Annotated in this window: 26 protein-coding genes; 10 read left to right on the top strand and 16 right to left on the bottom strand. The window is 64.3% G+C overall.

The genetic code is table 11. The annotated features are described in order from the left end of the window. Positions 1-47 precede the first annotated feature (47 nt). The 9 genes from map to rpsH all read right to left on the bottom strand — a co-directional run bounded on the left by map (position 48) and on the right by rpsH (position 5,538). The gene (gene map / locus ACFC0O_RS28745) at positions 48-848 is read right to left on the bottom strand and encodes a type I methionyl aminopeptidase (RefSeq protein ID WP_364640986.1); all 801 of its coding nucleotides are present in this window, start codon (positions 846-848) and stop codon (positions 48-50) included. After that, a complete protein-coding gene (locus tag ACFC0O_RS28740; protein ID WP_364640989.1) occupies positions 849-1,394 on the bottom strand; it encodes an adenylate kinase in 546 nt (181 codons plus the stop codon). Beyond that, complete coding sequence (gene secY, locus ACFC0O_RS28735; protein WP_364640992.1) at positions 1,391-2,710, bottom strand: preprotein translocase subunit SecY; 1,320 nt, start codon at positions 2,708-2,710, stop codon at positions 1,391-1,393. Before secY ends, ACFC0O_RS28740 begins: the two co-directional genes overlap by 4 nt. Positions 2,711-2,865: 155 nt before the next feature. Continuing rightward, a complete protein-coding gene (gene rplO / locus ACFC0O_RS28730; protein ID WP_364640995.1) occupies positions 2,866-3,309 on the bottom strand; it encodes a 50S ribosomal protein L15 in 444 nt (147 codons plus the stop codon). A 2-nt stretch (positions 3,310-3,311) separates the two neighbouring features. Further along, on the bottom strand, positions 3,312-3,491 hold the full coding sequence (rpmD, locus tag ACFC0O_RS28725; protein WP_153809684.1) for a 50S ribosomal protein L30: 180 nt from the start codon (positions 3,489-3,491) through the stop codon (positions 3,312-3,314). Position 3,492: 1 nt separating this feature from the next. Next, positions 3,493-4,143, bottom strand: a complete 651-nt coding sequence (gene rpsE, locus ACFC0O_RS28720; RefSeq protein WP_330183416.1) for a 30S ribosomal protein S5 — start codon at positions 4,141-4,143, stop codon at positions 3,493-3,495. A gap of 31 nt (positions 4,144-4,174) precedes the next feature. Further along, positions 4,175-4,582 (bottom strand): 50S ribosomal protein L18, encoded by a 408-nt coding sequence (gene rplR, locus ACFC0O_RS28715; RefSeq protein WP_364641000.1) that lies wholly within the window; start codon positions 4,580-4,582, stop codon positions 4,175-4,177. Positions 4,583-4,585: 3 nt separating this feature from the next. Then, on the bottom strand, positions 4,586-5,125 hold the full coding sequence (gene rplF, locus ACFC0O_RS28710; protein ID WP_364641003.1) for a 50S ribosomal protein L6: 540 nt from the start codon (positions 5,123-5,125) through the stop codon (positions 4,586-4,588). 14 nt (positions 5,126-5,139) lie between these two features. Then, positions 5,140-5,538 carry a 30S ribosomal protein S8 gene (gene rpsH / locus ACFC0O_RS28705; protein WP_364641006.1) on the bottom strand — a complete coding sequence of 133 codons (399 nt, stop codon included), beginning with the start codon at positions 5,536-5,538 and terminating at the stop codon, positions 5,140-5,142. 369 nt (positions 5,539-5,907) lie between these two features. Here rpsH and ACFC0O_RS28700 point away from each other — a divergent pair, with 369 nt between their 5' ends. The 5 genes from ACFC0O_RS28700 to ACFC0O_RS28680 are packed head-to-tail and all read left to right on the top strand — an operon-like array spanning position 5,908 to position 8,885. Then, positions 5,908-6,228 (top strand): WXG100 family type VII secretion target, encoded by a 321-nt coding sequence (locus ACFC0O_RS28700; protein ID WP_375963025.1) that lies wholly within the window; start codon positions 5,908-5,910, stop codon positions 6,226-6,228. Next, positions 6,212-6,526 (top strand): WXG100 family type VII secretion target, encoded by a 315-nt coding sequence (locus ACFC0O_RS28695; RefSeq protein ID WP_375963918.1) that lies wholly within the window; start codon positions 6,212-6,214, stop codon positions 6,524-6,526. Before ACFC0O_RS28700 ends, ACFC0O_RS28695 begins: the two co-directional genes overlap by 17 nt. After that, positions 6,523-7,974 (top strand): deaminase domain-containing protein, encoded by a 1,452-nt coding sequence (locus ACFC0O_RS28690; RefSeq protein ID WP_375963023.1) that lies wholly within the window; start codon positions 6,523-6,525, stop codon positions 7,972-7,974. The genes ACFC0O_RS28695 and ACFC0O_RS28690 overlap by 4 nt, the downstream gene beginning before the upstream one ends. Beyond that, positions 7,946-8,509, top strand: a complete 564-nt coding sequence (locus ACFC0O_RS28685; protein WP_375963021.1) for an SMI1/KNR4 family protein — start codon at positions 7,946-7,948, stop codon at positions 8,507-8,509. The genes ACFC0O_RS28690 and ACFC0O_RS28685 overlap by 29 nt, the downstream gene beginning before the upstream one ends. Further along, positions 8,445-8,885 carry a YbaB/EbfC family nucleoid-associated protein gene (locus tag ACFC0O_RS28680; protein WP_375963018.1) on the top strand — a complete coding sequence of 147 codons (441 nt, stop codon included), beginning with the start codon at positions 8,445-8,447 and terminating at the stop codon, positions 8,883-8,885. Before ACFC0O_RS28685 ends, ACFC0O_RS28680 begins: the two co-directional genes overlap by 65 nt. Positions 8,886-8,930: 45 nt before the next feature. Here the strand turns inward: ACFC0O_RS28680 and ACFC0O_RS28675 are convergent, their stop codons facing one another. From ACFC0O_RS28675 to rplN, 5 genes are all read right to left on the bottom strand, one after another. Further along, entirely contained in the window at positions 8,931-10,868 is a 1,938-nt protein-coding gene (locus tag ACFC0O_RS28675) for an FAD-dependent oxidoreductase (protein WP_375963016.1), read from the bottom strand. 142 nt (positions 10,869-11,010) lie between these two features. Next, the gene (locus ACFC0O_RS28670) at positions 11,011-11,196 is read right to left on the bottom strand and encodes a type Z 30S ribosomal protein S14 (protein WP_029923637.1); all 186 of its coding nucleotides are present in this window, start codon (positions 11,194-11,196) and stop codon (positions 11,011-11,013) included. A 3-nt stretch (positions 11,197-11,199) separates the two neighbouring features. Next, a complete protein-coding gene (rplE, locus tag ACFC0O_RS28665) occupies positions 11,200-11,766 on the bottom strand; it encodes a 50S ribosomal protein L5 (RefSeq protein ID WP_364641018.1) in 567 nt (188 codons plus the stop codon). Between the two features lies 1 nt (position 11,767). Continuing rightward, on the bottom strand, positions 11,768-12,082 hold the full coding sequence (rplX, locus tag ACFC0O_RS28660; RefSeq protein ID WP_153808457.1) for a 50S ribosomal protein L24: 315 nt from the start codon (positions 12,080-12,082) through the stop codon (positions 11,768-11,770). A 2-nt stretch (positions 12,083-12,084) separates the two neighbouring features. Continuing rightward, complete coding sequence (gene rplN / locus ACFC0O_RS28655; RefSeq protein ID WP_364641022.1) at positions 12,085-12,453, bottom strand: 50S ribosomal protein L14; 369 nt, start codon at positions 12,451-12,453, stop codon at positions 12,085-12,087. Positions 12,454-12,777: 324 nt separating this feature from the next. On the opposite strand from rplN, the gene ACFC0O_RS28650 reads away from it, so the two are divergent. Next, the gene (locus ACFC0O_RS28650) at positions 12,778-14,826 is read left to right on the top strand and encodes a M13 family metallopeptidase (RefSeq protein ID WP_375963012.1); all 2,049 of its coding nucleotides are present in this window, start codon (positions 12,778-12,780) and stop codon (positions 14,824-14,826) included. Positions 14,827-14,956: 130 nt separating this feature from the next. Next, on the top strand, positions 14,957-16,993 hold the full coding sequence (locus ACFC0O_RS28645; RefSeq protein WP_375963009.1) for a M13 family metallopeptidase: 2,037 nt from the start codon (positions 14,957-14,959) through the stop codon (positions 16,991-16,993). 18 nt (positions 16,994-17,011) lie between these two features. On the opposite strand, the gene ACFC0O_RS28640 is transcribed toward ACFC0O_RS28645, so the two are convergent. Further along, positions 17,012-17,365, bottom strand: a complete 354-nt coding sequence (locus ACFC0O_RS28640; RefSeq protein ID WP_375963007.1) for an MmcQ/YjbR family DNA-binding protein — start codon at positions 17,363-17,365, stop codon at positions 17,012-17,014. A 29-nt stretch (positions 17,366-17,394) separates the two neighbouring features. Continuing rightward, positions 17,395-18,381, bottom strand: a complete 987-nt coding sequence (locus ACFC0O_RS28635) for an ABC transporter substrate-binding protein (protein WP_375963004.1) — start codon at positions 18,379-18,381, stop codon at positions 17,395-17,397. Positions 18,382-18,493: 112 nt separating this feature from the next. Here ACFC0O_RS28635 and ACFC0O_RS28630 point away from each other — a divergent pair, with 112 nt between their 5' ends. The 3 genes from ACFC0O_RS28630 (at position 18,494) to ACFC0O_RS28620 (ending at position 23,286) form a co-directional block, all read left to right on the top strand. Next, the gene (locus tag ACFC0O_RS28630) at positions 18,494-19,588 is read left to right on the top strand and encodes an AMP-binding protein (RefSeq protein ID WP_375963002.1); all 1,095 of its coding nucleotides are present in this window, start codon (positions 18,494-18,496) and stop codon (positions 19,586-19,588) included. A gap of 346 nt (positions 19,589-19,934) precedes the next feature. Further along, entirely contained in the window at positions 19,935-21,197 is a 1,263-nt protein-coding gene (locus tag ACFC0O_RS28625) for a glycosyltransferase family 4 protein (RefSeq protein ID WP_375963000.1), read from the top strand. Then, positions 21,160-23,286 (top strand): glycogen debranching N-terminal domain-containing protein, encoded by a 2,127-nt coding sequence (locus ACFC0O_RS28620; RefSeq protein WP_375962999.1) that lies wholly within the window; start codon positions 21,160-21,162, stop codon positions 23,284-23,286. Before ACFC0O_RS28625 ends, ACFC0O_RS28620 begins: the two co-directional genes overlap by 38 nt. Positions 23,287-23,300 lie beyond the last annotated feature (14 nt).

Below are 23,300 nucleotides of genomic sequence, written 5' to 3'. Positions count from 1 at the left end.
GTACGGGTGCGAAAAACTTTGTGCCAGTGGCGGCTTGCCGCGGCGGACTACTCCGGACGCAAGGTCAGAATGCGCGGACCGTCCTCGGTAACCGCAACCGTGTGCTCCCAGTGCGCGGCACGCGTGCCGTCGGTGGTCACCACGGTCCAGTCATCGTCGAGCGTCTTGGTCTCGGTGGTCCCGAGCGTCAGCATCGGCTCGATCGCCAGCACCGAACCCACCACCAGGCGCGGACCCTTACCGGGCGCACCCTCATTGGGCAGGAACGGATCCATATGCATCTCACGGCCGATGGCGTGACCGCCGTACCCGTCCACGATGCCGTACGAACGACCGTGCTCGGCCTCGGCGGCGTGCGTGCCGAGTTCGATGGCGTGCGAGATATCGGTCAGCCGCGCGCCGTCGATCATGGCGGCGATACCCGCCTCCATCGACAACCGGGTCGCCTCACTCAACAGGCGATCCGCCTCGATGATGTTGCCGACCCCGAACGTCCAGGCCGAATCACCGTGCCAGCCTTCGAGAATCGCGCCGCAGTCGATGGACACCAGATCGCCCTCGGCAAGCACGTCGTCCTTCGACGGAATGCCATGCACCACACGATCATTCACCGACGAGCAGATCGACCCCGGAAAACCGTGATAGCCCTTGAACGAAGGGATGGCACCGTTCTCGCGGATGAGCTGCTCTGCGACCTCGTCCAATTCCAGGGTCGAGACCCCGGGCTTGGCGGCATTGCGCACCGCCACCAGCGCACGGCCGACGATAGCGCCGGCCGCCGCCATGGCATCCAGTTCACCGGCGGTGCGGAACGGCACCACCTTCTTGTTCTTGCGGCCGAAGACCATTCAGTGACCCAGCGCCGCGAGTGCGCGTGCGTTCACGTCTTCGATCTCGCCGACACCCTCGACGGTGACGACCAGGCCGTCATAGTGATCCAGCAACGGTTCGGTCTCCTCGCGGTAGACACGCATGCGGTTACGGATGGTCTCCTCGGTGTCGTCACCGCGGCCACGGGCCAGCATGCGCTCGACCACGACGTCCTCGGCGACCACGAAGCACAGCACGGCGTCGAGCTCATGGCCCGACTCCTTGAGCATCTTCTCCAGCGCGTCGGCCTGATCCACGGTGCGCGGGTAACCGTCCAGCACAAAGCCATTGGTCGCGTCCGGCTCCGCGATACGCGCCTCGACCATGCGGTTGGTCACCGTGCTGGGCACCAGATCGCCCGCGTCCATGTACTTCTTGGCTTCCAGGCCCAGCGCGGTCTGCTGGCCGATGTTCGCACGGAACAGATCCCCAGTGGAGATATGCGGTACACCCAGCTTTTCCGAAAGCAGCACGGCCTGGGTGCCTTTGCCGGCACCGGGCGGCCCGAGCAGAACAACTCTCACTTGAGGAACCCTTCGTAATTTCGATTCATCAACTGGCTCTCGATCTGTTTCACCGTATCGAGGCCGACGCTCACAATGATCAGCACCGCGGTACCGCCGAACGGCAGGTTCTGCACACCGCTATTGGTGCCGAGGCCCAGCAACAGGTTCGGAAGCACGGCGACGGCGCCGAGGTAGATCGAACCGGGCAGGGTGATTCGGCTCAGGACGTAGTTCAGATAGTCCGCGGTCGGCTTACCGGGCCGATAGCCCGGAATGAAGCCGCCGAACTTCTTCATCTCGTCCGCGCGCTCCTCCGGATTGAAGGTGATCGCGACATAGAAGTAGGTGAAGAACACGATCAGCGCGAAGTAGATCCCGACGTACACCGGGTTGCTCGGATTGACCAGATACTTCTGGATGAGCTCCTGCCACTTGGCCGGATCTCCCGTGGTCTTCTGGGTCAACTGCGCCAACAGGTTCGGCAGATAGAGCAGCGAGGAGGCGAAGATGACGGGGATGACGCCCGCCTGATTCACCTTCAGCGGCAGATAGGTCGACGAACCGCCGTACATCTTCCGGCCGACCACGCGCTTGGCGTACTGCACCGGAATCCGGCGCTGGCCCTGCTCAACGAAGATGACGCCCACGATCACGACCAGCGCGGCGGCGGCCACCATCGCGGTGACGCCCCAGCCACGACCGTCGTAGATCGTCTTGCCCTCGGACGGGATACGCGCCGCGATACCCGCGAAGATCAACAGCGACATGCCGTTACCGACACCGCGCTCGGTGATCTGCTCGCCGAACCACATCACCAGGGCCGCACCGGCCGTCATGACCAGCACGATGATGATCATGCCGAAGACGGAGGTGTCATCGAGAATGTCTTTGGGGCACCCGCGCAGCAGCTGTCCACGCGAAGCGAGCGCGACCAGACCGGTCGACTGCAGAATCGCCAGCGCGACCGACAGATAGCGGGTGTACTGGGTCATTTTGTTCTGACCCGATTGACCTTCTTTGCGTAGTTCCTCGAACCGAGGAATCACAACGGTCAACAGCTGGATAATGATGCTCGCGGTGATGTACGGCATGATGCCGATCGCGAACACCGAGAGCTGAAGTAGCGCGCCGCCGGAGAAGAGATTGATGAGCTGATAGATGCCGGCGGAATCCCCGCCGTTGACCAGCGCCACACAGTCTTGGACGTTCTTGTAACTGACGCCCGGCGAAGGCAGGGACGCACCCAGCCGGTAGAGGGCGATCAGTCCCAGCGTGAAGAGAATCTTCCGCCGTAAGTCCGGGGTCCGGAAAGCCGACACGAAGGCGGAAAGCACAGATCCTCCTGGCGAACGACATAGGTCAGGCCATGGCTACAACGACGGAAACGCCGAATCCCCATGACGGTGTTGGCAGACAACACTTGAACTCTAACAGTGACACCGGACGAGCTCGCGACTCGTCCGGTGTCTCTGGTTAATTCAGGTTACCGTCAGGCCAGAACGGTGGTGGTGCCGCCAGCAGCGGAGATCTTCTCCACGGCCGAACCCGAGAACTTATCGGCCGAGACCTGAACGGCCACACCGATTTCGCCCTCGCCGAGCACCTTCACGAGCTCGTTCTTGCGAACGAGGCCGCGAGCCACGAGCTCGGACTTGCCGATGGTGCCACCCTCGGGGAACACCCGCGCGATGTCGGAGACATTCACGACCTGGTATTCGGTGCGGAACGGGTTCTTGAACCCCTTCAGCTTCGGCAGACGCATGTGGATCGGCATCTGCCCGCCCTCGAAGCGGACCGGAACATTCTTGCGAGCCTTCGTACCCTTGGTACCACGGCCCGCGGTCTTACCCTTGGAACCCTCACCGCGACCCACACGGGTCTTCTCGGTCTTGGAACCGGGGGCAGGACGCAGGTGATGCAACTTGATGGTCATGCTTAAACCTCCTCAACCTGAACGAGGTGGCGCACGACGTTGATCAGACCGCGGTTCTGCGCGTTGTCCTCACGGACGACAGTCTGGCGAATGCCACGCAGGCCGAGGGTCCGCAGCGACTCGCGCTGGTTACGCAGGGCGCCAATGGAGCTCTTGGTCTGGGTCACTTTGAGATCTGCCATGTCAGACTCCCTGTCCCGCACGTGCACGCAGCATGCCCGCAGGAGCCACATCCTCGATCGGGAGACCGCGGCGAGCGGCAACCTCTTCGGGGCGCTGCAGCATCTTGAGAGCAGCAACGGTGGCGTGCACAACGTTGATGGCGTTATCGCTACCGAGCGACTTCGCCAGAATGTCGTGGATGCCAGCGCACTCCAGCACGGCGCGAGCCGCGCCACCGGCGATCACACCGGTACCCGGCGAAGCCGGACGCAGCATGACGACACCGGCCGCCGCCTCACCCTGAACGGGGTGAGTGATGGTGGAGCCGATCATCGGAACGCGGAAGAAGCTCTTACGAGCCTCCTCGACACCCTTCTGGATGGCCGCGGGAACTTCCTTGGCCTTGCCGTAGCCGACGCCGACCAGACCGTTGCCGTCACCGACGATCACGAGGGCGGTGAAGCTGAAGCGACGACCACCCTTCACGACCTTGGAGACGCGGTTGATCGCGACTACGCGCTCGAGCTGATTGCTCTTCTCGGCCTGCTGCTGATCGCGACGATCGCCACGACCGCGGCCGCGGCCGCCATCACGATCGTTGCCACCCGCGTTGGGGCCATTGTTTCCGGCGGGACCGTTGTTTCCGCCGTCACGCCGCTGACGTCCCGGCATCAGACGTTCCTTCCGTTTGCAGTGTTGATCATCAGAACTTCAGCCCACCTTCACGGGCGGCGTCCGCGAGCGCCGCGATACGGCCGTGGTAGTCGTGACCACCACGGTCGAACACGACCGCCTCGACGCCGGCAGCCTTGGCGCGGGCGGCGATGAGCTCGCCGACCTTGGCGCCCTTGGCGGACTTGTCACCCTCGACGGCGCGCACATCGGCCTCGATGGTCGACGCCGAAGCGATGGTCTTACCCACCGTGTCGTCGATCAGCTGAGCGTGGATGTGGCGAGCCGAGCGGTTGACCACCAGGCGCGGACGCACGGTGGTGCCTTCGATCTTCTTACGGAGACGGAAGTGGCGACGCGTCTTGGACAAACGACGACGAGTCGAAGCGTCGGTGCCCTTCGGCTTCCGCTTCAGCTTCTGGTTCTCAGTTTGTGCCATGGCTTACTTACCCGTCTTTCCGACCTTGCGGCGAACGACCTCGCCGGCGTAGCGGATGCCCTTGCCCTTGTACGGGTCGGGCTTGCGCAGGCCGTGGATAACCGCTGCGATCTGGCCGACCTTCTGCTTGTCGATGCCCGACACCGAGAACTTGGTGGGAGCCTCGACCGCGAAGGTGATGCCCTCAGGAGCCTCGACCGGGACAGCGTGGCTGTAGCCCAGAGCGAACTCGAGGTTCGAGCCCTTGGCCTGCACGCGGTAACCGACGCCGAAGATTTCCATCTTCTTCTCGTAGCCCTTGGTGACACCCTCGATCATGTTGCTGATCAGGGTGCGGGTCAGGCCGTGGAGCGAGCGGTTCTGACGCTCGTCGTTCGGACGAACGACCTCGAGCTCACCGGACTCCGCCTTGGTGACGGTGATCGGCTCGGCGACCACATGCGACAGGGTGCCCTTGGGACCCTTCACCGCGATGTTCTGGCCGTCGATGGTCACCTCGACACCGGCGGGAACCGGGATCGGCTTCTTACCGATACGCGACATTGTTCCTACCTCCCTTACCAGACGTAGGCGAGGACTTCCCCGCCTACACTCTGCTGCTTGGCCTGACGGTCCGTGAGCAGGCCGGCGGACGTGGAGATGATCGCCACGCCGAGGCCACCCAGCACCTTGGGCAGGTTGGTGGACTTCGCGTAAACCCGGAGGCCCGGCTTCGAAACGCGACGCACGCCCTGCAGGCTGCGCTCACGGCTCGGGCCGTACTTGAGGTCGACAACCAGGTTCTTGCCGACGGTCGCATCTTCGATGCGGTAGTCGGCGATGTAGCCCTCACGCTTGAGGATCTCGGCGATGTTCACCTTGATCTTCGAGTGCGGCGCCTTCACCTGATCGTGGTACGCCGAGTTGGCGTTGCGCAGACGGGTCAAGAAGTCTGCGATTGGGTCAGTCATGGTCATGAGTTGACCGCTACCTTTCTCGCCGCGGTTCCCATTCAGCACCGTCACACGGGCGGTCGTGGGCCTACGACAATTCGGTTCGGTCCAGCCGGGTATGCCCGGCCGGATTAGCTATCGCCTTCTGGGCAAGCCCGCACACCGAGGTGCGGACATAGATGTGCCCAGGCAACCGGTTCAGTGTAGGCAACCCCTGCTCAGCCACCAAATCGGGGGTGGTGTGCGATGGCTCACGACTACCGGCGAGGGGACAGAGTGTCCCAGTTGCGTTGCGACACAAGCCTTCCGCCCTCGCCGAATGCACCGAACATGGACCGGACATGAAACCGCGCCGGATTGCACCGCCCCTGATGCTGAGCCATAGTGACTGACATGGTGGGAAATGGTGGGGACCAGCTCAAAGTCGAGGTCGATGATATGTCGACAACAGCGGATTGGATGAAAACCACCGCTCAGGACTTCAGCGACGATGTCGAGAAGCTCATGAGTGAAGTGCAGTCTCTGATGCAAAAATGGCGGGGCAGCGCCGCCGATAGTCACCAGACCGCGTGGAGCGATTGGGCTGACGCTGCACGCAACCTGGTCGGCGCTTTGACCGATGACGCGGCTGCACTGCGCGCAGCCGCAAGCACGTTCAAAGCCACCGATGACGGATCCGCCGCCGCATTGACCGCCGCTGCGGTGCAGGCATGAGCGGCGATCCCGATGGATCAGCACCGACCTAGCCGAGATGCAGCAGCTGATAGATCGAGCCGCGCAGATCGAGACGGCCATCGAGCAGCGACTCGCCGACATCGAGCAGAAACTCGGAGCTTTGCATGTGCAGTGGTCCGGCATTGCCGCCTCTGCGCACTCGTCGGCGCATTCTCGCTGGGTTAGCGCAGCCCGTGAGCTACACAAGGCGCTAGCCGATCTGCGCACCGGCACCGATCAGGCCCGATCTATCTATTCCGGTGTGGTGACCACCAACCAGAAGATGTGGCCGGCATGAGTCCGACCACGGTCAGCGTGCTCCCATCCGCCTTCAGTTCCGCCGCAACCACTTTCGGTACAGCGCGCAAGAGTACGACAGAAATCGTCACCAACCTTGCCAAATCCCTCGACGACAACTGGGGCTGCGCCGGAACCGATGACACCGGCCACAATTTCGCCAATGGTTACGACAAGGCCGCGTTCAACGCGGTGACCTCCGGCGCCGACCTGGCCAACGGCTTGGGCAAGCTGTACGACCTACTGAAGTACACCAGCATCAACCATGCGAACGGCAATACCCTCGCTGCAACAAACCCCCAGTCGGGCAACATCTTTCCCGATCCACAGCCGATCCCCACTTATTCGACACCAACTTTTCGGGGAGCGTATGGCGGTGACAGCGACGCACCTCTGGGTTGGGGACTGATCACCAGGTGGTTGCAGGGAAGGGTTTGGCCGAACGGCCATCAGGACGGCCTCGACAACCTCACGAGTGCGTGGACAACGGCCAAGGACGGGTTCAATGCACTCACCGCGGGGCTCCATTCCGCCCGTGAGATCGTGGACCAGCAGGTCTCCGACGAGGTTCCGCAGATCCTGACCCAAATCGATCTCGTAATCGGCGACGTCACCAGTATCGCGAACCACTGCGACGTCCTGTCGACAGCCTGCTGGGACTACTCCACCGCGCTCAGCAAGGCTCACCTCGAAATCGGCAGGGCGCTAACCGAACTCGTATTGACCGTGGGAATCACCGCGGCGATCTCATCACTCATCGGACCCGAAGGTACCGCCGGCGGAGCTGCGGCGGCAACGGCGATCAGAGGCGAAGCCACCGCCGCACGAGTGGTTTCCATCATCGATACGCTTTCCGAAGTGGTGACGGCCAAGAACGTCGCGCTTGCCGGAACCGCCATCGCCGCGGGACGACTGACCGGCAACCTGCAACCCCTACTTGACGCCAAACCCACGCGGTTCGATGCCAATACCCGCCCCAACGGCGAGCGCATCCCTCCGAAACCATTCCGGGAAACCGACTCGGTAAACGAATTCGACGGCGAGCAAGCAGCCCAGGACTTTCGAGATTTCCTCGCTAACTCGGGCAATACAATCAAAGTCAAGAAGAATGTCGGAGTGGCGGAAGCGGAAATCGATGGGCAGTATATACCTGCGCAGGATCTGCGTGCGGTAAGCGGAGAGGATCCACCCGTGCCCGGGAGCCTCGGACAGCCGAAGGATCCTGTTTTCACTCCACGTAGCGACACCGGCGTGGAGATTCGCCCGACCGATTCCGAGTATAAGATTATCGAACATGTCGCGACCAAACTCACTCCGGAGTCGAAGGGCGTGGTGAACTTATATACCGAAAGTGAACCGTGCCCGGCATGCGACTCTGTGATCAAACAATTCGAAGAAAAATTCCCGGGAGTGAAGCTGAATGTCACCTACAGTGTTCCACGTCCCTAGCGAGGCCGGCCTGGAGAAGGCATACCGGCTGCGCACTGCCCTGCTGGAGTCAGGGCTTGCCGATGAGGCGAGCATTGCCGGCTGCACAGACGACGAGATCGAACAAGTGGCGGTGATATCACCCATCCCACTGCCGGACGAGTATCTGGCATTTCTACGGGTCATGGGGAAAAAAGCCGGGAGACTTTTCAGAGGAACTGCTCTGTTCTTCCCAGAGCCTTTGGATTCAGTTGTCGCCGCCCAAGATATCGCCGGAGATCCGAACGAGACACTGACCTTGGAAAATCGCTTCTTCTTTGCGCACCACCAAGGGTATCAAGTGTTTTTCTTCGAGAACTCCGAATCGAATGTGTACTGCTATGTCGAGCGGCACCCCGATACAATCCAAATGCTTGCGGAAAGTTTTCTGGACTGGGCGTGGCGCGCATACGAAATCACATTGGAATTGAGGATCGAAGGTAGGCGGCTGTATGAGTCGCGCCAGGAGAAACGTGCGGCTATGGGACTTCCCCGAGAGGAGTACCGGGAGAATTGACGAATTCGCTCATCACAACAGGGGACCGTCGATGAAAAGTGATGCCATCGCCGCGAAGAACGCACGCATCGTGAGCGCGGTCGCGCAGGTTCGGGGGCGCGCCCAGACCTCCGGTGGTGCAGTAGTTGTCGAAACCGATGCATACGGGACAATTACGGACCTTCGCATATCACCGGCTGCGATGACCGTTGACGGTAGCCGACTGGCGAAGGCCATCTCGCAATGTCATCAGACCGCCAGAGATCAGGCCAACGCCGAGGCCAATCGGGTGTACGCGGAACTCATGGACGTCCCAGTACCACCCGAGCAGACGGCTACACCCGGCACACCGGAGTGGGAGGAACCCGCCCCAGTCCGCATCACGCATGTGGTGTGAGGATGCCAACGGGGTATCCCTCGAGTCTATTGCGGCTGAACACTTTCAGACATCGTTCCCACGAGAGAGCGAACCCGAATCACGGTTCCCGAGGAGGCGGAGGGCGCCGGTGAGGGTGGCGGCGTCGAGGACGTCTTCGAGTTGCTCCCAGCGGGAGACGAGGTCGGCGAGCATGGTCATCATGACGTCGGGGAAGGCGTAGAGGAAGGTTTTGTAGCGGTAGTGGTCCAGGAAGTAGAGGCGGACTTGGGATTTGGCGGTGACGGTGGTGGTGCGGGCGTCGTAGAAGATGTCGTGGCTGCCCAGGACGGCGCCTCGGGACATGACGGCGGGTTCGTAGACGCCGCCGAAGTCGACTTCCACTTCGCCGTCGGCGATTACGTAGACGCCGTGGGCGGGGTCCTCCTCGCGGCAGATGAGATCGCCCGGGGTGTAGGTGATTTCGTCGAACATGGAGGCGAGGGTTTCCAGGTCGGCGTCCACCAGTGGCGCGAAGAGGCGGACGCCGAAGGGGTCGACGCCCTCGGACAGGCAGGCGGTGCGGTCGCGCAGGGATTGGAAGCTGTAGTGGCTCATGCGCATTCGGGCGAAGCGCTTCATGCGGTCGATATCGCGGCGCTGGCGGCGGGAGGTTTCGGTGGCGGGCGGGGTGTGCAGGGCAGGGTCGTCGGCGATGCGGGCCGCTTCGCGCAGGCCCGATTCGTACGCGCTGTGCACGCAGCCCCAGTGGTAGCTGTTGGTGGCCTCGCCCGCGAAATACACCCGGTCGCCGATGGGTTCGGCGAGGGTGTCCAGATCGCGCGGGGAGGCGTCGACGCCGATACAGGCGTAGGAACCGCGCGCATACGGGTCCGCCGACCATCTGGTGCGCGAAATCTTGTGCGGTTCAGGAACATTCGTGCCGAAGATATCGGAGACGACGGTGGTCGCGTAATCGTGGACCTCGGTGTCGGACCAGGATTCCATTTCCCGGCCCAGCGATGCGCCGAGCAGCAGCACCAAGATCGGCTTGCCGTGTGACTTCCACATGCTGATCACGACGGTGGGATAGCGGTCGGTCTCGCGGCACATATAGCCGAAGACGTACCGTTCGGCGGGCCAGAAGCGGGCGTCGTAATGCAGGGCGATCTTATTGAGGGTGCCGAACCCGAGGCGCTCGACGGCACGGCGCTTGAGTTCGGGCAGCGGCGGCTCGAAGCCGATATCACCCGCCTTGAGCACTCCGAGCGGGACCGTGACGAGCACCTTATCGGCGTCGTAAATACCTTTCAAGGTGGTGACCCGCACCGGGTTGTTCGCGTCGCCGTACGCGATATCGCTTACGGCACTGCATGTTTCGATATCGAGATCGGCCGCCAGCGCTCGCACCAGGGCTTGGTAACCACCGTGCAGAACACTGTCCCCGTACCCGTAGACCCGGTACCCGTCCTCCCAGTACTTGAAGGACAGCAGCCCCGGATCCTCGGCCACATCCTCGCGCAGAATCACATTGAGGTGATAGCGAATAGCCTGCTCATCGGCCGGTCCATATCCGCCCGCGGCCAAAATCTCATCCAGCACCGCGGCCAGCGAAACATCCGGATCCCCGTGCCGCCGAGCCAATTCCGCCCGCAGCTCCAGTTCGTGCAGCACCGCGTCCGCCAATTCCAGCGTGCGGTTCTTCATGGTGGCGGGCGCGGCCACCCGATCCGGCCCGAACAGCGTGAGACTGTCGAACCCGCCCGTATACGAACTGTCCCCACCCACATACCCGTACGGCAGCTCCAGCCGCTCCACGAGTTCGGTCAGCGGATTCCCCTCGGTCCCGTGAATCCAATGCGCCCCGAGATCAACCCCGTCCGCATCGGTCCAGATCCGCCCCCCGATCCGATCCCGAGCCTCCAGCACCGTCACCGCGTATCCGAGTTTGCGAAGTGCTTGCGCAGCAGCCAATCCCGCGATCCCCGCGCCCACCACCACAATCGATCCACGCGGCTGTGTCATAGCCACAGTATCGGCGAGAGCGGTGGCGCCGGACCGGGAAATGGTCTTGATGGTCGGTCGTTCAAACACCGAAAGCCCCCACACCGGAAAATTCCGGCATGGGGGCCTTCGATCAAGTTGTCAGCTCACGAGGGAGCTGAGCTCACCAGGAGCTCTTGTGCACGCCCGGGAGCTCACCGCGGTGCGCCATTTCGCGCAGGCACACGCGGCAGAGGCCGAACTTGCGGTAGACCGCGTGGGGGCGGCCGCAGCGCTGGCAGCGGGTGTAGGCACGCACCGCGAACTTCGGCTTGGCGTTGGCCTTGTTGATCAGAGCCTTCTTAGCCATGGATCAGTTCTCCTTGAACGGGAAGCCGAGGTGCTTGAGCAGGGCACGGCCTTCTTCGTTGTTGGTCGCGGTGGTCACCACGGTGATGTCCATACCACGGGGGCGATCGATGCGGTCCACGTCGATCTCGTGGAACATCGACTGCTCCGAGAGGCCGAAGGTGTAGTTGCCGTTGCCGTCGAACTGCTTCGGCGACAGGCCGCGGAAGTCGCGGATACGGGGCAGCGCGATGGAGATCAGGCGATCCAGGAACTCCCACATGCGGTCGCCACGAAGGGTGACCTTCGCGCCGATCGGCATGCCCTCACGCAGCTTGAACTGCGCGATGGACTTGGTGGCCTTGCGGATCTCGGGCTTCTGGCCGGTGATCAGGGTGAGGTCGGCGACCGCACCGTTGATCAGCTTCGCGTCACGGGCGGCGTCGCCGACACCCATGTTCACGACGACCTTCACGACACCCGGGATCTGCATCACGTTGTCGTAGTTGAACTCGCTGTTCAGCGCGTCCTTGATTTCGGCGCGGTAGCGCGCCTTCAGGCGCGGCTGCACCTTGTTCTCAGTCGAAGTCATCTCAGATGTCCTTCCCGTTGCGACGGGAGATGCGAACGCGCTTGCCGTTCTCATCGGTGCGGTAACCGACGCGAGTCGGCTTGCCGTCCGAGTCCACAACCATCACGTTGGAGGCCTGGATCGCAGCTTCCTGGGTAACGATGCCGCCGGAGCTGGCGCCACGCTGGTTCGCGGAGTTCGCGACGTGCTTCTTGATCCGGTTAACGCCCTCGACCAGGACCTTGCCGGTCGCCGGGAAGGCCTGGATGACCTTGCCCTTGGCGCCCTTGTCCTTGCCCGAAACGACGATCACGGTGTCGCCCTTGTGCACCTTCATGGTCAGAGCACCTCCGGGGCCAGCGAAACGATCTTCATGAACTTCTTCTCGCGCAGCTCACGGCCGACCGGGCCGAAGATGCGGGTGCCGCGCGGATCGTGATCCGGCTTGATCAGCACCGCGGCGTTCTCGTCGAAACGGATGTACGAGCCATCCGCGCGACGGCGCTCCTTGGTGGTGCGAACGACGACGGCCTTGACGACCTCGCCCTTCTTGACGTTGCCACCCGGGATGGCGTCTTTCACGGTGGCGACGATGATGTCGCCGATACCGGCATAGCGACGCGACGAACCACCGAGCACGCGAATGCAAAGGATTTCCTTGGCACCCGTGTTGTCGGCGACGCGCAGTCGCGACTCCTGCTGAATCACTTCAGCTCCTCCTAGACCTGGACGAAATGCACGCCGGATTGCCGACCCGACGGGCATGGTCAGTTGCCCTTCGCACGCGCGCCTGCCAGCGGTTTTCACCGATCTGGGAAGACCGAACCGCTGTGGGTTCGCGGCCGAAGTGCGGGCATAGCTCCCGCAGGCAACCGGACAAGTGTAGCCAAGCCGCAGGTGGCAGCGAAATCGGGGTCGGTTCGGCGGTTATCGCAGGCGACACCGGGCGTGGATTCAGCTGATGCTCAGCCTCGACTATTAGCGTCGGGCCGACCGAGCAATACCCGATTATCCGATATGAGGAGATTCGCGTTGACCTCTGCGCGCCCCTTCGCTGTTGATCGCCGGAAGTTCCTGATCGCGCTGGGGGTGTTGCCTGCCGCCGCGCTGTTGCCGGGATGTTCGAGTTCGGAGCCCGCGAAAACCGCCGCGCAACTGATCGGACCGGATATGTCCGGATCGAATCCGGCGATCCGGCCGCAGGACGATCTGTACCGGTTCGTCAACGGCAAATGGCTCGACGAGTATCAGCTGCCGCCGGACAAGACCTCGTTCGGCACCTTCGACGAGGTGCAGGATCGGGTCGAGGAACAGCTCCGGGACATCATCACCGGGATTCACGATCCGAAATCCGGGACCGATGAGCAGAAGATCCGGGATCTGTACGACGCGCGGCTGGATCTGAACGATATCGAGACCCTCGGCATGCAGCCGCTGCAGGATCTGTTCGCGAAGGTCGACGGGGCGCAGACCAAGCCGGATCTGGCGAAGGTGATGGGCGCGCTGCCCGGGGTGGGGTTGATCGGGCTGATGGTCGGGGCCGACCCCAAGAACTCCAATGCCTATCTGGCGCAGGTCCAGCAGTCCGGGACCGGGCTGGATCAGCAGTACTACCTCAAGCCCGCGAACGCCGACAAGCTCACGGCCTACCGCACTTTCATGGCGCAGATCGCCGGCGGTGCGGGATTCGCCGATCCGGTGGCGCTGGCCGGGCGCGTGGTGGATCTGGAGGGCCGCATCGCGGCCGCGCAGTGGACCAATGTGCAGCTGCGCGATACCGATGCCGGGTACAACCCGCGCAGCTGGGCCGAATTGGTCGCGCTCGCACCGGGATTCGATTGGGATCCGTGGCTGGCGGGCAATACCGACCGGCCGAAGAACCTGTTCGACAGGGTGAATGTCGGGCAGCCCTCGTTCATGACCGCGGCCGGGGACCTATGGCAGCAGGTCGATATCGCGCAGTGGCGTGACTATTTGAAGCTCGCGCTGGTGCGCGGGTTCGCGCCGTATCTGCCCAAGGCGATCAACGACGCCAATTTCGACTTCAATTTCACGGTGATGGCGGGGGTGAAACAGCGGCCCGAGCGCTGGAAGTCCGCGGTGGCGACGATCAATTCCAATCTCGGTGACGCGCTCGGAAAGCTGTACGTGGACAAGCACTTTCCGGCCGAGGCCAAGAAGCGGGCGGATGACATGGTGGCGGATCTGCGGGCCGCCTACAAGGAGAATTTCACCAACTCCAGCTGGATGTCGCCCGATACCAGGACCGCGGCCATCGCCAAGCTGGAGAAGATCGACGCCAAGATCGGATACCCGGCCAAGTGGGAGGACTATTCGTCCGTCACGGTCACGCGCGGCAAACTCATCGAATCCATCCGCGCGATAGGCGAATTCGAGGCCAAGCGGATGTTCAACCGGCTCGGCACGCCGGTCGACAAGACCGAATGGGGTATGCCGCCGCAGACGGTGAACGCCTACTACAACCCGAGCGCGAACGAGATCGTCTTCCCGGCCGCGTTCCTGCAGCCGCCGTTCTTCGACAAGGATGCGCTGCCGGCGGTGAATTACGGTGCGGGCGGGGCGGTCATCGGGCATGAGATCGGGCACGGGTTCGACGATCAGGGCTCCAAATACGATGCGGACGGGAATCTGCACGACTGGTGGACGCCCGGGGATCGGACGGCGTTCGAGGCCAAGACCAAGCTGCTGATCGAGCAGTACAACGCGCTGGTGCCGACCGGGCTGCCCGCCGATCAGCATGTGAACGGCGAACTCACGGTCGGTGAGAATCTGGCGGATCTGCGCGGGCTGGAGATCTCGCTGGCCGCGTACCGGATGCTCGAAAAGCGCGGCGGCAATACGAATCCCGATTTGAAGCCGATGTTCGAATCGTGGGGGCGGACCTGGCGCACCAAGCAGACGCAGGAGGCCCTGGAGGATCAGATCGCCAATGATCCGCATTCCCCGGCCGAATTCCGCTGCAATCAGGTGGTGCGCAATCTCGCCGATTTCTACGAGACGTATCAGGTGAAGGACGGCGATAAGGAGTTCTTGCCGCCGGAGCAGCGCGTGAGTCTCTGACTCGAGCACCCGCCCACGACGGTGACATCCCGCCCGCGACAGACCGACGCGGGCGGGCGAACCCCGGTAGCCTCGGGCGCACCATTGGCTACTAGCAGGGGTGCGGCGTACCGCACCGGGAGGGTTCTTCGTGACTTCGTCGGGTCCGGTGCGCCTCGATCGCCGCGCATTTCTGATCGCACTCGGGCTGGTTCCGGCCGCTGCCGTGGTGGCGTCGTGTGCGAAAGATGATGCGCCCAAGCAGTTGTCGGGGGTGGATCTGGCGGGTGTGGACGAGGCGGTCCGGCCGCAGGACGATCTGTACCGGTACGTCAATGGCAAGTGGCTGCGGGAGTATCAGCTGCCGCCGGACAAGACCGCGTTCGGCGCGGGCAGTGAGGCCGGGGAGCGGACGCAGGATCGGTTGCGCGCCATCATCGACGGCATCAAGGATCCGAAGCCCGGGTCCGAGGCGCAGCAGATTCGCGATCTGTACGACGCCCGCGTGGACTGGGACACGGTCGAGAAGCTGGGGCTCTCGCCCTTGCAGGACCTGTTCGACAAGGTCGACAAGGCCGCGACCAAACCGGATCTGGCCAAGGTCATGGCGGAGTTGCCGATCGGCGGGCTGATCGGGCTGGGCGTGAGCGTGGATCGCAAGAAGTCGGACAGCTATGTGCCGATCGTGGTGCAGTCCGGGATCGGGCTCGACGAGGAGCAGTACCGCAAACCGCAGTACGCCGAGATTCGCGCGGGGTATCGCACCTATCTCGAGGACATCGCCAAGGCGGCGAACTTCCCGGATCCGGCCGGGGTGGCGCAGCGCATGTTCGATCTGGAGACGCGGATCGCGGCCGCGCACTGGGACAGTGTGCGCGGGCGCGATGCCAATGCCACCTACAACAAGATGAGCTGGCAGCAGCTGACCGAGTTGGGGCGCGGATTCGATTGGGAGCCTTGGCTGGCGGGCAATACCGACCGGCCGAAGGACTTGTTCTCCGAGGTGGTGGTGGGGCAGCCGTCGTTCATCACCACGGCGGGGCAGATCTGGGCCGACACCGATATCGCGGTGTGGCGGGATTACTTGAAGCTCAGTGTGATTCGCGGGTATTCGCGGTATCTGCCGTTGGCGTTCAACGACGCGTACTTCCGTTTCTTCGGCACGATTCTGCGCGGGCAGAAGGAGCGCGCCGAACGCTGGAAGTACGGCGTGGACATGGTCAATTCGTCGCTGTCCGAGCAGCTCGGCAAACTGTATGTGACGCAGTACTTTCCGCCGGAGGCCAAGGAAGAGGTCAAGCGGATGGTGGACGATCTCATGTCCGCCTACCGGGAGAACTTCCGCACCAATAAGTGGATGACCCAGCCGACGCGGGATGCGGCTCTGGCCAAGCTGGACAAGATGCGGGTCAAGCTCGGCTATCCGGACAACTGGGTGGACTACTCCAAGCTGGAGATCGTGCGCGGCAAGCTCATTCAATCCCTGCGCAATATCGGGACCTTCGAATCCAAGCGGGATCTGGCGCGGCTCGGGACGCCGGTCGACAGGACCGAGTGGAACATGAGCCCGCAGACCGTCAATGCCTACTATTCACCGCCGCTGAACGAAATCGTCTTTCCCGCAGCGTATTTGCAGGCTCCGTACTTCGACAAGGACTCGCAGCTGGCGGTGAATTTCGGTGCGGTCGGCGCGACCATCGGCCACGAGATCGGCCACGGCTTCGACGATCAGGGCTCCAAGTACGACGGCGACGGCAATCTGCACGATTGGTGGACCGCGGAGGATCGTCGCGCGTTCGACGCGACCGCGGATAAGCTTGTGGCACAGTTCGATCCACTGGTCCCCGAGGGCCTGAATCCGGATCAGCATGTCGATGGCCGCCTGACCCTGGGCGAGAATCTCGCCGATCTGCGCGGTCTGCAGATCGCGCTGGCGGCCTATCGGATCGCCGAAAAGCGTGCGGGCAACGACAATCCGGACTATCACACGCTGTTTCTGTCCTGGGCCCGTGGCTGGCGCATCAAGATGACCAAGGAGTTGGCCGCCGAACTCCTCACCGACACCCACTCCCCCGACGAGTTCCGCTGCAATCAGGTGGTGCGCAACCTGCCGGAGTTCTACGCCGCCTTCGGCGTCCAGTCGACCGACAAACTGTTCCTCCCCGAGGATCAGCGCATCACCTTCTGACGCTTGCCGCCGCCGGACTCACACGGGTTCGGCGGCGTCCCGCTCCTGCACCAGTTTCGGCGGTGCGGCCTGCCGCCACGAATCCTCCACGATCGCCGCCAATTCCTCGCGATCCTCCAGCGCCGCCAGCCGCACCCGCACCCAGGCCCCACTCGCCTCATGCGGCGCCACCCAGAACTTCTCCGGCTCCGCCAGCACCAACTCGTTCCGCTCGACGATCGGACACCGCACCGCCATCGACGTCTCCCCCTCCGGCAACGTCAGAAACAACTTCTTCGCCACCCGAAACGTAGGCATATCCCACTCGAACAGCTCCCGCACCTCCCCCAGCGAAAGCGCCACCGCCCGCACATCCTCACCACTCACCCGCATGCCCCGATCTTCCCAGCCGGGTACGACAGCTACCGAGCGGCGTTGGCGAGGACGGGTTCGAGTTTGGTCAGCAGGTGTGGGAGGGAGAGGGGGGTGGGGTGGGTGAGGGCGGCTAGTTCCTGGGTGGTGAGGAAGAGGGTGGCGTTCTTTCGTACGGCTGGGAGGTCGGTGAATCCCGGTAGGGCTCGGTAGGTTTCGTCCATTCCGGGGGAATAGGCCGTTATCAGGAGGTCCGCGTCCAGGGGTGGGAGGTGGTCGAGGGTGAGGCGGCCGGTGGGGCGGCCCTGGGTGATCAGGGGTGGCGGGATGGTCAGGCCGAGTTGGGTGAGGAGGGTGTTGGCGGGGTCTTCGGGGGCGGTGAAGGCCATGAATTGGGTGGGGGCGGAGAGCCAGGTGGTGGTGAAGGTTTTGGTCTTCAGGGTGGGGTGCTGTTGGGGGATGGCGTTGATTCGGGTGGTCAGGTCGGTGATGAGGGTTTCGGCGGGAGCGTCTTGGCGGAGGGCTTTGCCGAGGGCGCGCAGGCGGTCGGGCCACGCGGTGTCGTCCGTCTCGGAGAGTGCGGGGAGGGTGGGGGCGATTGTGGATAGATCGGTGTAGGTGGCGCGGGTGGCGATGACGGGGTCGGCCAGGATGAGGTCGGGGTGCAGCGGGGTCAGTTGGTCGGTCAGGGACGCGCTGGTGTCGAGCGATCGGGCCGCGGTGAGGGTGGCGGGTTCCCAGGGCGGAGTGGATCCGGCGGGGGCGGCGAGGTCGTCGATATAGGCGATCGGGGTGATACCGAGCGCCTGGGCGGTGTCCAGCCACTGATTACCCAGGGCCACAACGCGTTTGGGGATGCCCGGAATGGTGGTTTCGCCGAAGGCGTGGGTGATGGCGACCGGCTGGGGTGCGGGCGTTTCGACGGGACCGGTTGGTTCGTCATGTTTCTCACACGCCGCGACAAAGAGCGCGAACAGCATTGCGAAGGTGGCGAAGAGTGCCCGCTTTCGGACGCGTGACCTGCGGATCGACCCCATTTCCGCCCTTCCGTCGCAAGCTGTTGCAGGTTCGATCCCCGATGGGGCTGCCTATTGTGTCCTCGATCGATTAGGTTAGGGTTGCATAAGTAATTGTTCGGGGGTGTGAGCGATGGAGCGTTGGTTGCCGGAGAGTCTTTCCGCGGTCGAGCGGCATCGTCTCGTGGACGAGTGGGCCAACGGAGTCGAACTGTACGACGTGCCGTCGGTGGAATCGCTGATCGGCTGCGGGCGTCGCGTGCCGGTTCTGCGTACCGCTGTCCGTCATGGCGGGCACATCCTCACCTATGCCGAGCTGTTCACCGTGCTCGACGGCGGCGTCATCGGCACCGCCGGTCCCAGTCTGGACGGTCTGGCCCGGGTGCTGTGCGATATCGCCGATGCCACCGAGAACGATTCCGCGGTCACCTTCGGCTCCGGCATCTCGCTGACCCCGGACGCGCTGGCCGCCGCGGCGGACGATCGCCGCGCGGTGGTCGCCGATCATCGCGAGTGCCGGGTGGATCGGGCCTTCGGTTCGGCCGATGTGCGCCTGTTCGCGACCCGCTGGGATTGTGCGGACGCAGCCGTGGAATTGCTGGCGGCGCTGGCCGACGGCGCGACCCTGGTGCTGGCCACCGAGGCGCAGCGCACCGATCCGACCGCGCTGGCCGAACTCATCTCGACCTGTGCGGCGACCCATGTGGTGGCCCCGGCCGAGATCCTGTCCGGGCTGGCCGATCGCCCGGCCCCGGCGCTGCCGTCGGTGCGGCGCTGGGATGTCACCGGAACCGCCTGTCCGGCGGTGCTTTCCGGGCTGCTGCGGTCCATCGCCCCGGGTTCGGTGGCCGGATTCGCCTATAGCGCGGCCGCTTACGCGGGTGTCGCGGCGCGCGGTCCGCTCGATGGTTCGGGCCGGGTGCGCCCGATTCCGGGTGCGCGGCTGCTGGTGCTGGACGAGGCGCTGGAGCTGGTCGCGCCGGGTGTGACCGGTGCGGTGTATCTGGGTGGCGCGGCGCTGGCGGTCACCGCCGACGGTTTCGTCGCGGACCCGTTCGCCGTGCGCGGCACGCTTTCCCGCACCGGTGCGCGCGGGCACTGGACCGCCGATGGCTGGCTGGTGTTCGAATCGGCCGAGGTGGCCGAAACGATCGACGCGGCGATCACCGTCACGGTGGCCGAGCACGCGACCGCGACGGCGGATGACGAAGTCGGCTACGCGGCCTGAACTTTCTGCCAATAAACACCGGAACAATTCCGATCTGTCCCTGATATGTGATTTGCGGCGATAGTGTGGAAATCACCAAATGGCCGCCGAGCGCGAGGAAGCGCCCGGGGTGCCTGTGATCCGGTCAGCGAACCGCCAGGCACCGGCCGGCGCGACGATCATCAGGCGTTCAAACCCTAGAGCGTGCTGTCGAACTTCCCACCGGGCTCATCCGCGCACTGCCGCGTCCAGATGAGCCGGGTAGTTCACTGCGGCACAGTCGCTTTCGATCTTCCACCGGAGTCGGCCGCCCATGCCGACGCCCACTGCACCGGGCGAAGGCGGTTGTGTTCCGGAAGGAGTGGTCATGAGCGCCACATTCGAATTCGCATCCCTTACCCGTGATCGGCTTCGCATCGCGATGGTGGTGCCGCCGTACTTCGACATCCCGCCGAAGGCGTACGGCGGTGTCGAGGCCGTGGTGGCGGATTTGGTGGACGCCCTGGTGGAACGGGGGCACGAGGTCACGCTGCTGGGCGCGGGCGTGAACGGCACCGCCGGGCGGATGGTCTCGCTGTGGGATCGGGTTCAGTCGGATCGGCTGGGCGATCCGTTTCCGGAGATACTGCACGCCTTGAAGGTCCGGCGCGCGCTGGAGGGACTCTCGGCGCTGGAGGGTTTCGATCTGGTCCACGACCACACCTTCGCCGGACCGCTGAATATGCCGATGTACCGCGAGCTCGGTATGCCGACCGTGATCACCGTGCACGGTCCGGTGAACGGCGAACCGTACCTGTACTACAGCGAACTCGGTGAGGACGCGCAGCTGGTCGCCATCAGTGATCGGCAGCGCTCGCTGGCCCCGGATCTGAATTGGGTTGGCCGCGTGCACAATGCGCTCCGTGTCGACGATTGGCCCTTCCGGGCGGAGAAGGACGACTACGCTCTGTTCCTGGGCCGGTTCACCGAGGACAAGGCGCCGCATCTGGCGCTGGAGGCCGCGCATGCCGCGGATATTCCGCTGGTGCTCGCCGGGAAGTGCGCCGAACCGCCCGAGTTGCGGTATTTCGAGAGTGCGGTACGGCCATTGCTCACCGAACGCGATCACATGTTCGGTATGGCCGATGCCGTGGCCAAACGTGAATTGCTGGCCGGGGCACGCGCTTTGCTGTTCCCGGTGCGGTGGGAGGAACCGTTCGGCATGGTGATGATCGAGGCGATGGTGTGCGGCACGCCCGTGGTGGCGTTGCGCGGCGGCGCCGTGGCCGAGGTGATCGTGGACGGTGTCACCGGTCGCATTTGCGACGATCCGGCCGAATTGGCAACGGCCATCAAGGAAGTGCAGACCTACGATCCGCACGCCATGCGCGCGCATGTGGTCGAGCATTTCGGCGCGGACACTCTCGGCCGCGGTTATGAGGAGATCTATCGCCGGGTGGTGCGCGCGCATCGGCCGCGCCGCGCGGCGGCCCTGCACGCCAGGTCCGCGAATTCCGTGCACCAGTCCGCGACCGCACCGCCGCGTCCGGCGAGTGTCGGCGCCGCGGTCGGGGCGGGACTCGGCGTCGACATCATCGAACGGGAGAGTGTGAGTGAGCGAAGAGGTTCCGGTCGCGTTGAACGCCGGTGAGCCGTCGGCCCTGGGCAGTAGCGGAGGGGCGGTGACGCTGGTGGAGGGAAGTACGTTCTGCCTGTCGGATCGCGTCGGCGATGTCGAACCGGGGACGCCGTATGGATTGTTCTTCCGGGACGCGCGGGTGCTGTCCCGCTGGGAGTTGCGGGTGGACGGGAATCGGCCGGAGGCACTGTCGGTGCTGACGCCGGAGGCGTTCACCGCGCGGTTCATCCTGCGCCGCCCGCCCCGCGCGGGGGTCGCGGACAGCACGGTTCTCATTGTGCGCGAACGCCTTGTCGCGGACGGGCTGCGCGAGACCATCACGGTGGAGAACATGGGCCGCGAGACCACGGCCGTGGATCTGCAATTGCTGATCGACGCGGATTTCGTGGATCTGTTCGCGGTCAAGGAGGGCCGCACGGCCAGTGCGCGGGCCGAGATCATCGTGTCCGATCAGGAGCTGCTACTAAACGACCGGTCGGATCGGTCCCGGGGTCTGACGGTCTCGTCCTCGGAACCGCCGGTGGTACTGCCGGGTTCGCTGTCCTGGCGGGCCGTGGTGCCCGCCGGGGGCAGCTGGCAGACCGAGGTGCTGGCCCAGCCCACCATGGGCAGCCAGCCCGTGCGGTCACCGCTGGGTCCGGGTGAGCATTACGAATTCAGTGAGCCGAGCCGCAAGATCGCGGCCTGGCGCGATACCGCCACCAATATCACCGCCGCGGATCCGCAGCTGGCGCTGGTGCTGACCCGCACCGAAAGTGATCTGGGCGCCTTGCAGATTCATGACGAGAGCCGTGGCGGCCGTCCCTTCGTGGCGGCCGGCGCACCCTGGTTCATGACGCTGTTCGGCCGTGATTCGCTGCTCACCGCGTGGATGGCGCTGCCGCTGGATGTCGGCCTGGCGGTCGGCACGATGGAGCAGCTGGCCGAGATGCAGGGGCAGCGGGTGGATCCGATGACCGAGGAGGAGCCGGGTCGCATCATGCACGAGATGCGGCGCGGCCCGGCCAGCGGTGCGGTGCTGGGCGGTGAGACGTACTACGGAACCATCGACGCCACACCGCTTTTCGTCATGCTGCTGGCGCAGGCGCGGCGCTGGGGCGCGGATGCCGAATCGGTGCGGGCGCTGTTGCCCGCGGCGGACGCGGCGCTGGCGTGGATCGCCGACTACGGGGACCGCGACGGTGACGGGTTCGTGGAGTATCGGCGCGCCACCGATCGCGGTTTGATCAATCAGGGCTGGAAGGACAGTTTCGACGGCGTCAATGACGCGATCGGGCATTTGGCGGAGCCGCCGATCGCGCTGTGCGAGGTGCAGGGCTACGTGTACGCGGCGCTGCTGGCGCGGGCGGAACTGGCCGACGAGTTCGGTGACCCGATGACAGCGGCGCATCTGCGCGATCGCGCGGCCGAGTTGCGCACCAAATTCGCCGAAGCGTTCTGGCTGCCCGAAAAGGGTTGGTTCGCGGTCGCTTTGGACGGCAATAAGCGCAAGCTCGATGCGCTCACCAGCAATATCGGGCATTGCCTGTGGTCGGGCATCATCTCGGACGAGCATGCCGCGGTGGTGATCGAACGGCTGGCGGCCGAGGATATGGATACCGGATTCGGTTTGCGCACACTGTCTTCCAGGATGGGCGCGTTCAATCCGATGAGTTATCACAATGGTTCGGTGTGGCCGCACGACACCGCGATCGGGGTGGCCGGACTGCTGCGCTACCGGCATATCCCGGGAGCGATCGAGCTGGCGACGCGACTGGCCGAGGGATTGCTCGATGCCGCAGGGGCTTTCGGCGGGCGACTGCCGGAATTGTTCTGCGGTTTCCCGCGCGCCAAGTTCGCCGCACCGGTCCCCTATCCGACGTCCTGTTCACCGCAGGCGTGGGCCAGTGCCGCACCGCTGCTGCTGGTGCGGTCGTTCCTGGGGCTGGATCCGGATATTCCGCGGCGCACGCTCACCGTGCTGCCGCATCTGCCCGCGCGCTGGGGGCGGGTGGAGCTCACCGATCTGCGGCTGGGCGGTGCGGTGATCGATCTGGCGGTGGAGGGCGAGAAGGTGACGGCCGCCAATCTTCCCGAGGATTGGCGGCTCATCACGCACTAGCGAATCACCGACCG

This window comes from Nocardia sp. NPDC056100 (assembly GCF_042266325.1).
GTDB lineage: Bacteria > Actinomycetota > Actinomycetes > Mycobacteriales > Mycobacteriaceae > Nocardia.
This window is presented reverse-complemented; position numbering and strand designations above follow the sequence as displayed.

Coding starts and splice junctions, on each gene's coding strand:
- rpsE (WP_330183416.1), bottom strand. CDS start 4,143: ATGCCGGGACGTCAGCGGCGTGACGGCGGAAACAACGGTCCCGCCGGA.
- ACFC0O_RS28630 (WP_375963002.1), top strand. CDS start 18,494: ATGGAGCGTTGGTTGCCGGAGAGTCTTTCCGCGGTCGAGCGGCATCGT.
- ACFC0O_RS28700 (WP_375963025.1), top strand. CDS start 5,908: ATGGTGGGAAATGGTGGGGACCAGCTCAAAGTCGAGGTCGATGATATG.
- rplR (WP_364641000.1), bottom strand. CDS start 4,582: ATGGCACAAACTGAGAACCAGAAGCTGAAGCGGAAGCCGAAGGGCACC.
- ACFC0O_RS28640 (WP_375963007.1), bottom strand. CDS start 17,365: ATGCGGGTGAGTGGTGAGGATGTGCGGGCGGTGGCGCTTTCGCTGGGG.
- ACFC0O_RS28635 (WP_375963004.1), bottom strand. CDS start 18,381: ATGGGGTCGATCCGCAGGTCACGCGTCCGAAAGCGGGCACTCTTCGCC.
- rpsH (WP_364641006.1), bottom strand. CDS start 5,538: ATGACCATGACTGACCCAATCGCAGACTTCTTGACCCGTCTGCGCAAC.
- ACFC0O_RS28675 (WP_375963016.1), bottom strand. CDS start 10,868: ATGACACAGCCGCGTGGATCGATTGTGGTGGTGGGCGCGGGGATCGCG.
- ACFC0O_RS28680 (WP_375963018.1), top strand. CDS start 8,445: ATGAGTCGCGCCAGGAGAAACGTGCGGCTATGGGACTTCCCCGAGAGG.
- ACFC0O_RS28690 (WP_375963023.1), top strand. CDS start 6,523: ATGAGTCCGACCACGGTCAGCGTGCTCCCATCCGCCTTCAGTTCCGCC.
- rpmD (WP_153809684.1), bottom strand. CDS start 3,491: ATGGCAGATCTCAAAGTGACCCAGACCAAGAGCTCCATTGGCGCCCTG.
- rplO (WP_364640995.1), bottom strand. CDS start 3,309: ATGACCATCAAGTTGCATCACCTGCGTCCTGCCCCCGGTTCCAAGACC.
- ACFC0O_RS28625 (WP_375963000.1), top strand. CDS start 19,935: ATGAGCGCCACATTCGAATTCGCATCCCTTACCCGTGATCGGCTTCGC.
- map (WP_364640986.1), bottom strand. CDS start 848: ATGGTCTTCGGCCGCAAGAACAAGAAGGTGGTGCCGTTCCGCACCGCC.
- rplE (WP_364641018.1), bottom strand. CDS start 11,766: ATGACTTCGACTGAGAACAAGGTGCAGCCGCGCCTGAAGGCGCGCTAC.
- ACFC0O_RS28685 (WP_375963021.1), top strand. CDS start 7,946: ATGTCACCTACAGTGTTCCACGTCCCTAGCGAGGCCGGCCTGGAGAAG.
- rplX (WP_153808457.1), bottom strand. CDS start 12,082: ATGAAGGTGCACAAGGGCGACACCGTGATCGTCGTTTCGGGCAAGGAC.
- ACFC0O_RS28670 (WP_029923637.1), bottom strand. CDS start 11,196: ATGGCTAAGAAGGCTCTGATCAACAAGGCCAACGCCAAGCCGAAGTTC.
- rplF (WP_364641003.1), bottom strand. CDS start 5,125: ATGTCGCGTATCGGTAAGAAGCCGATCCCGGTTCCCGCCGGTGTCGAG.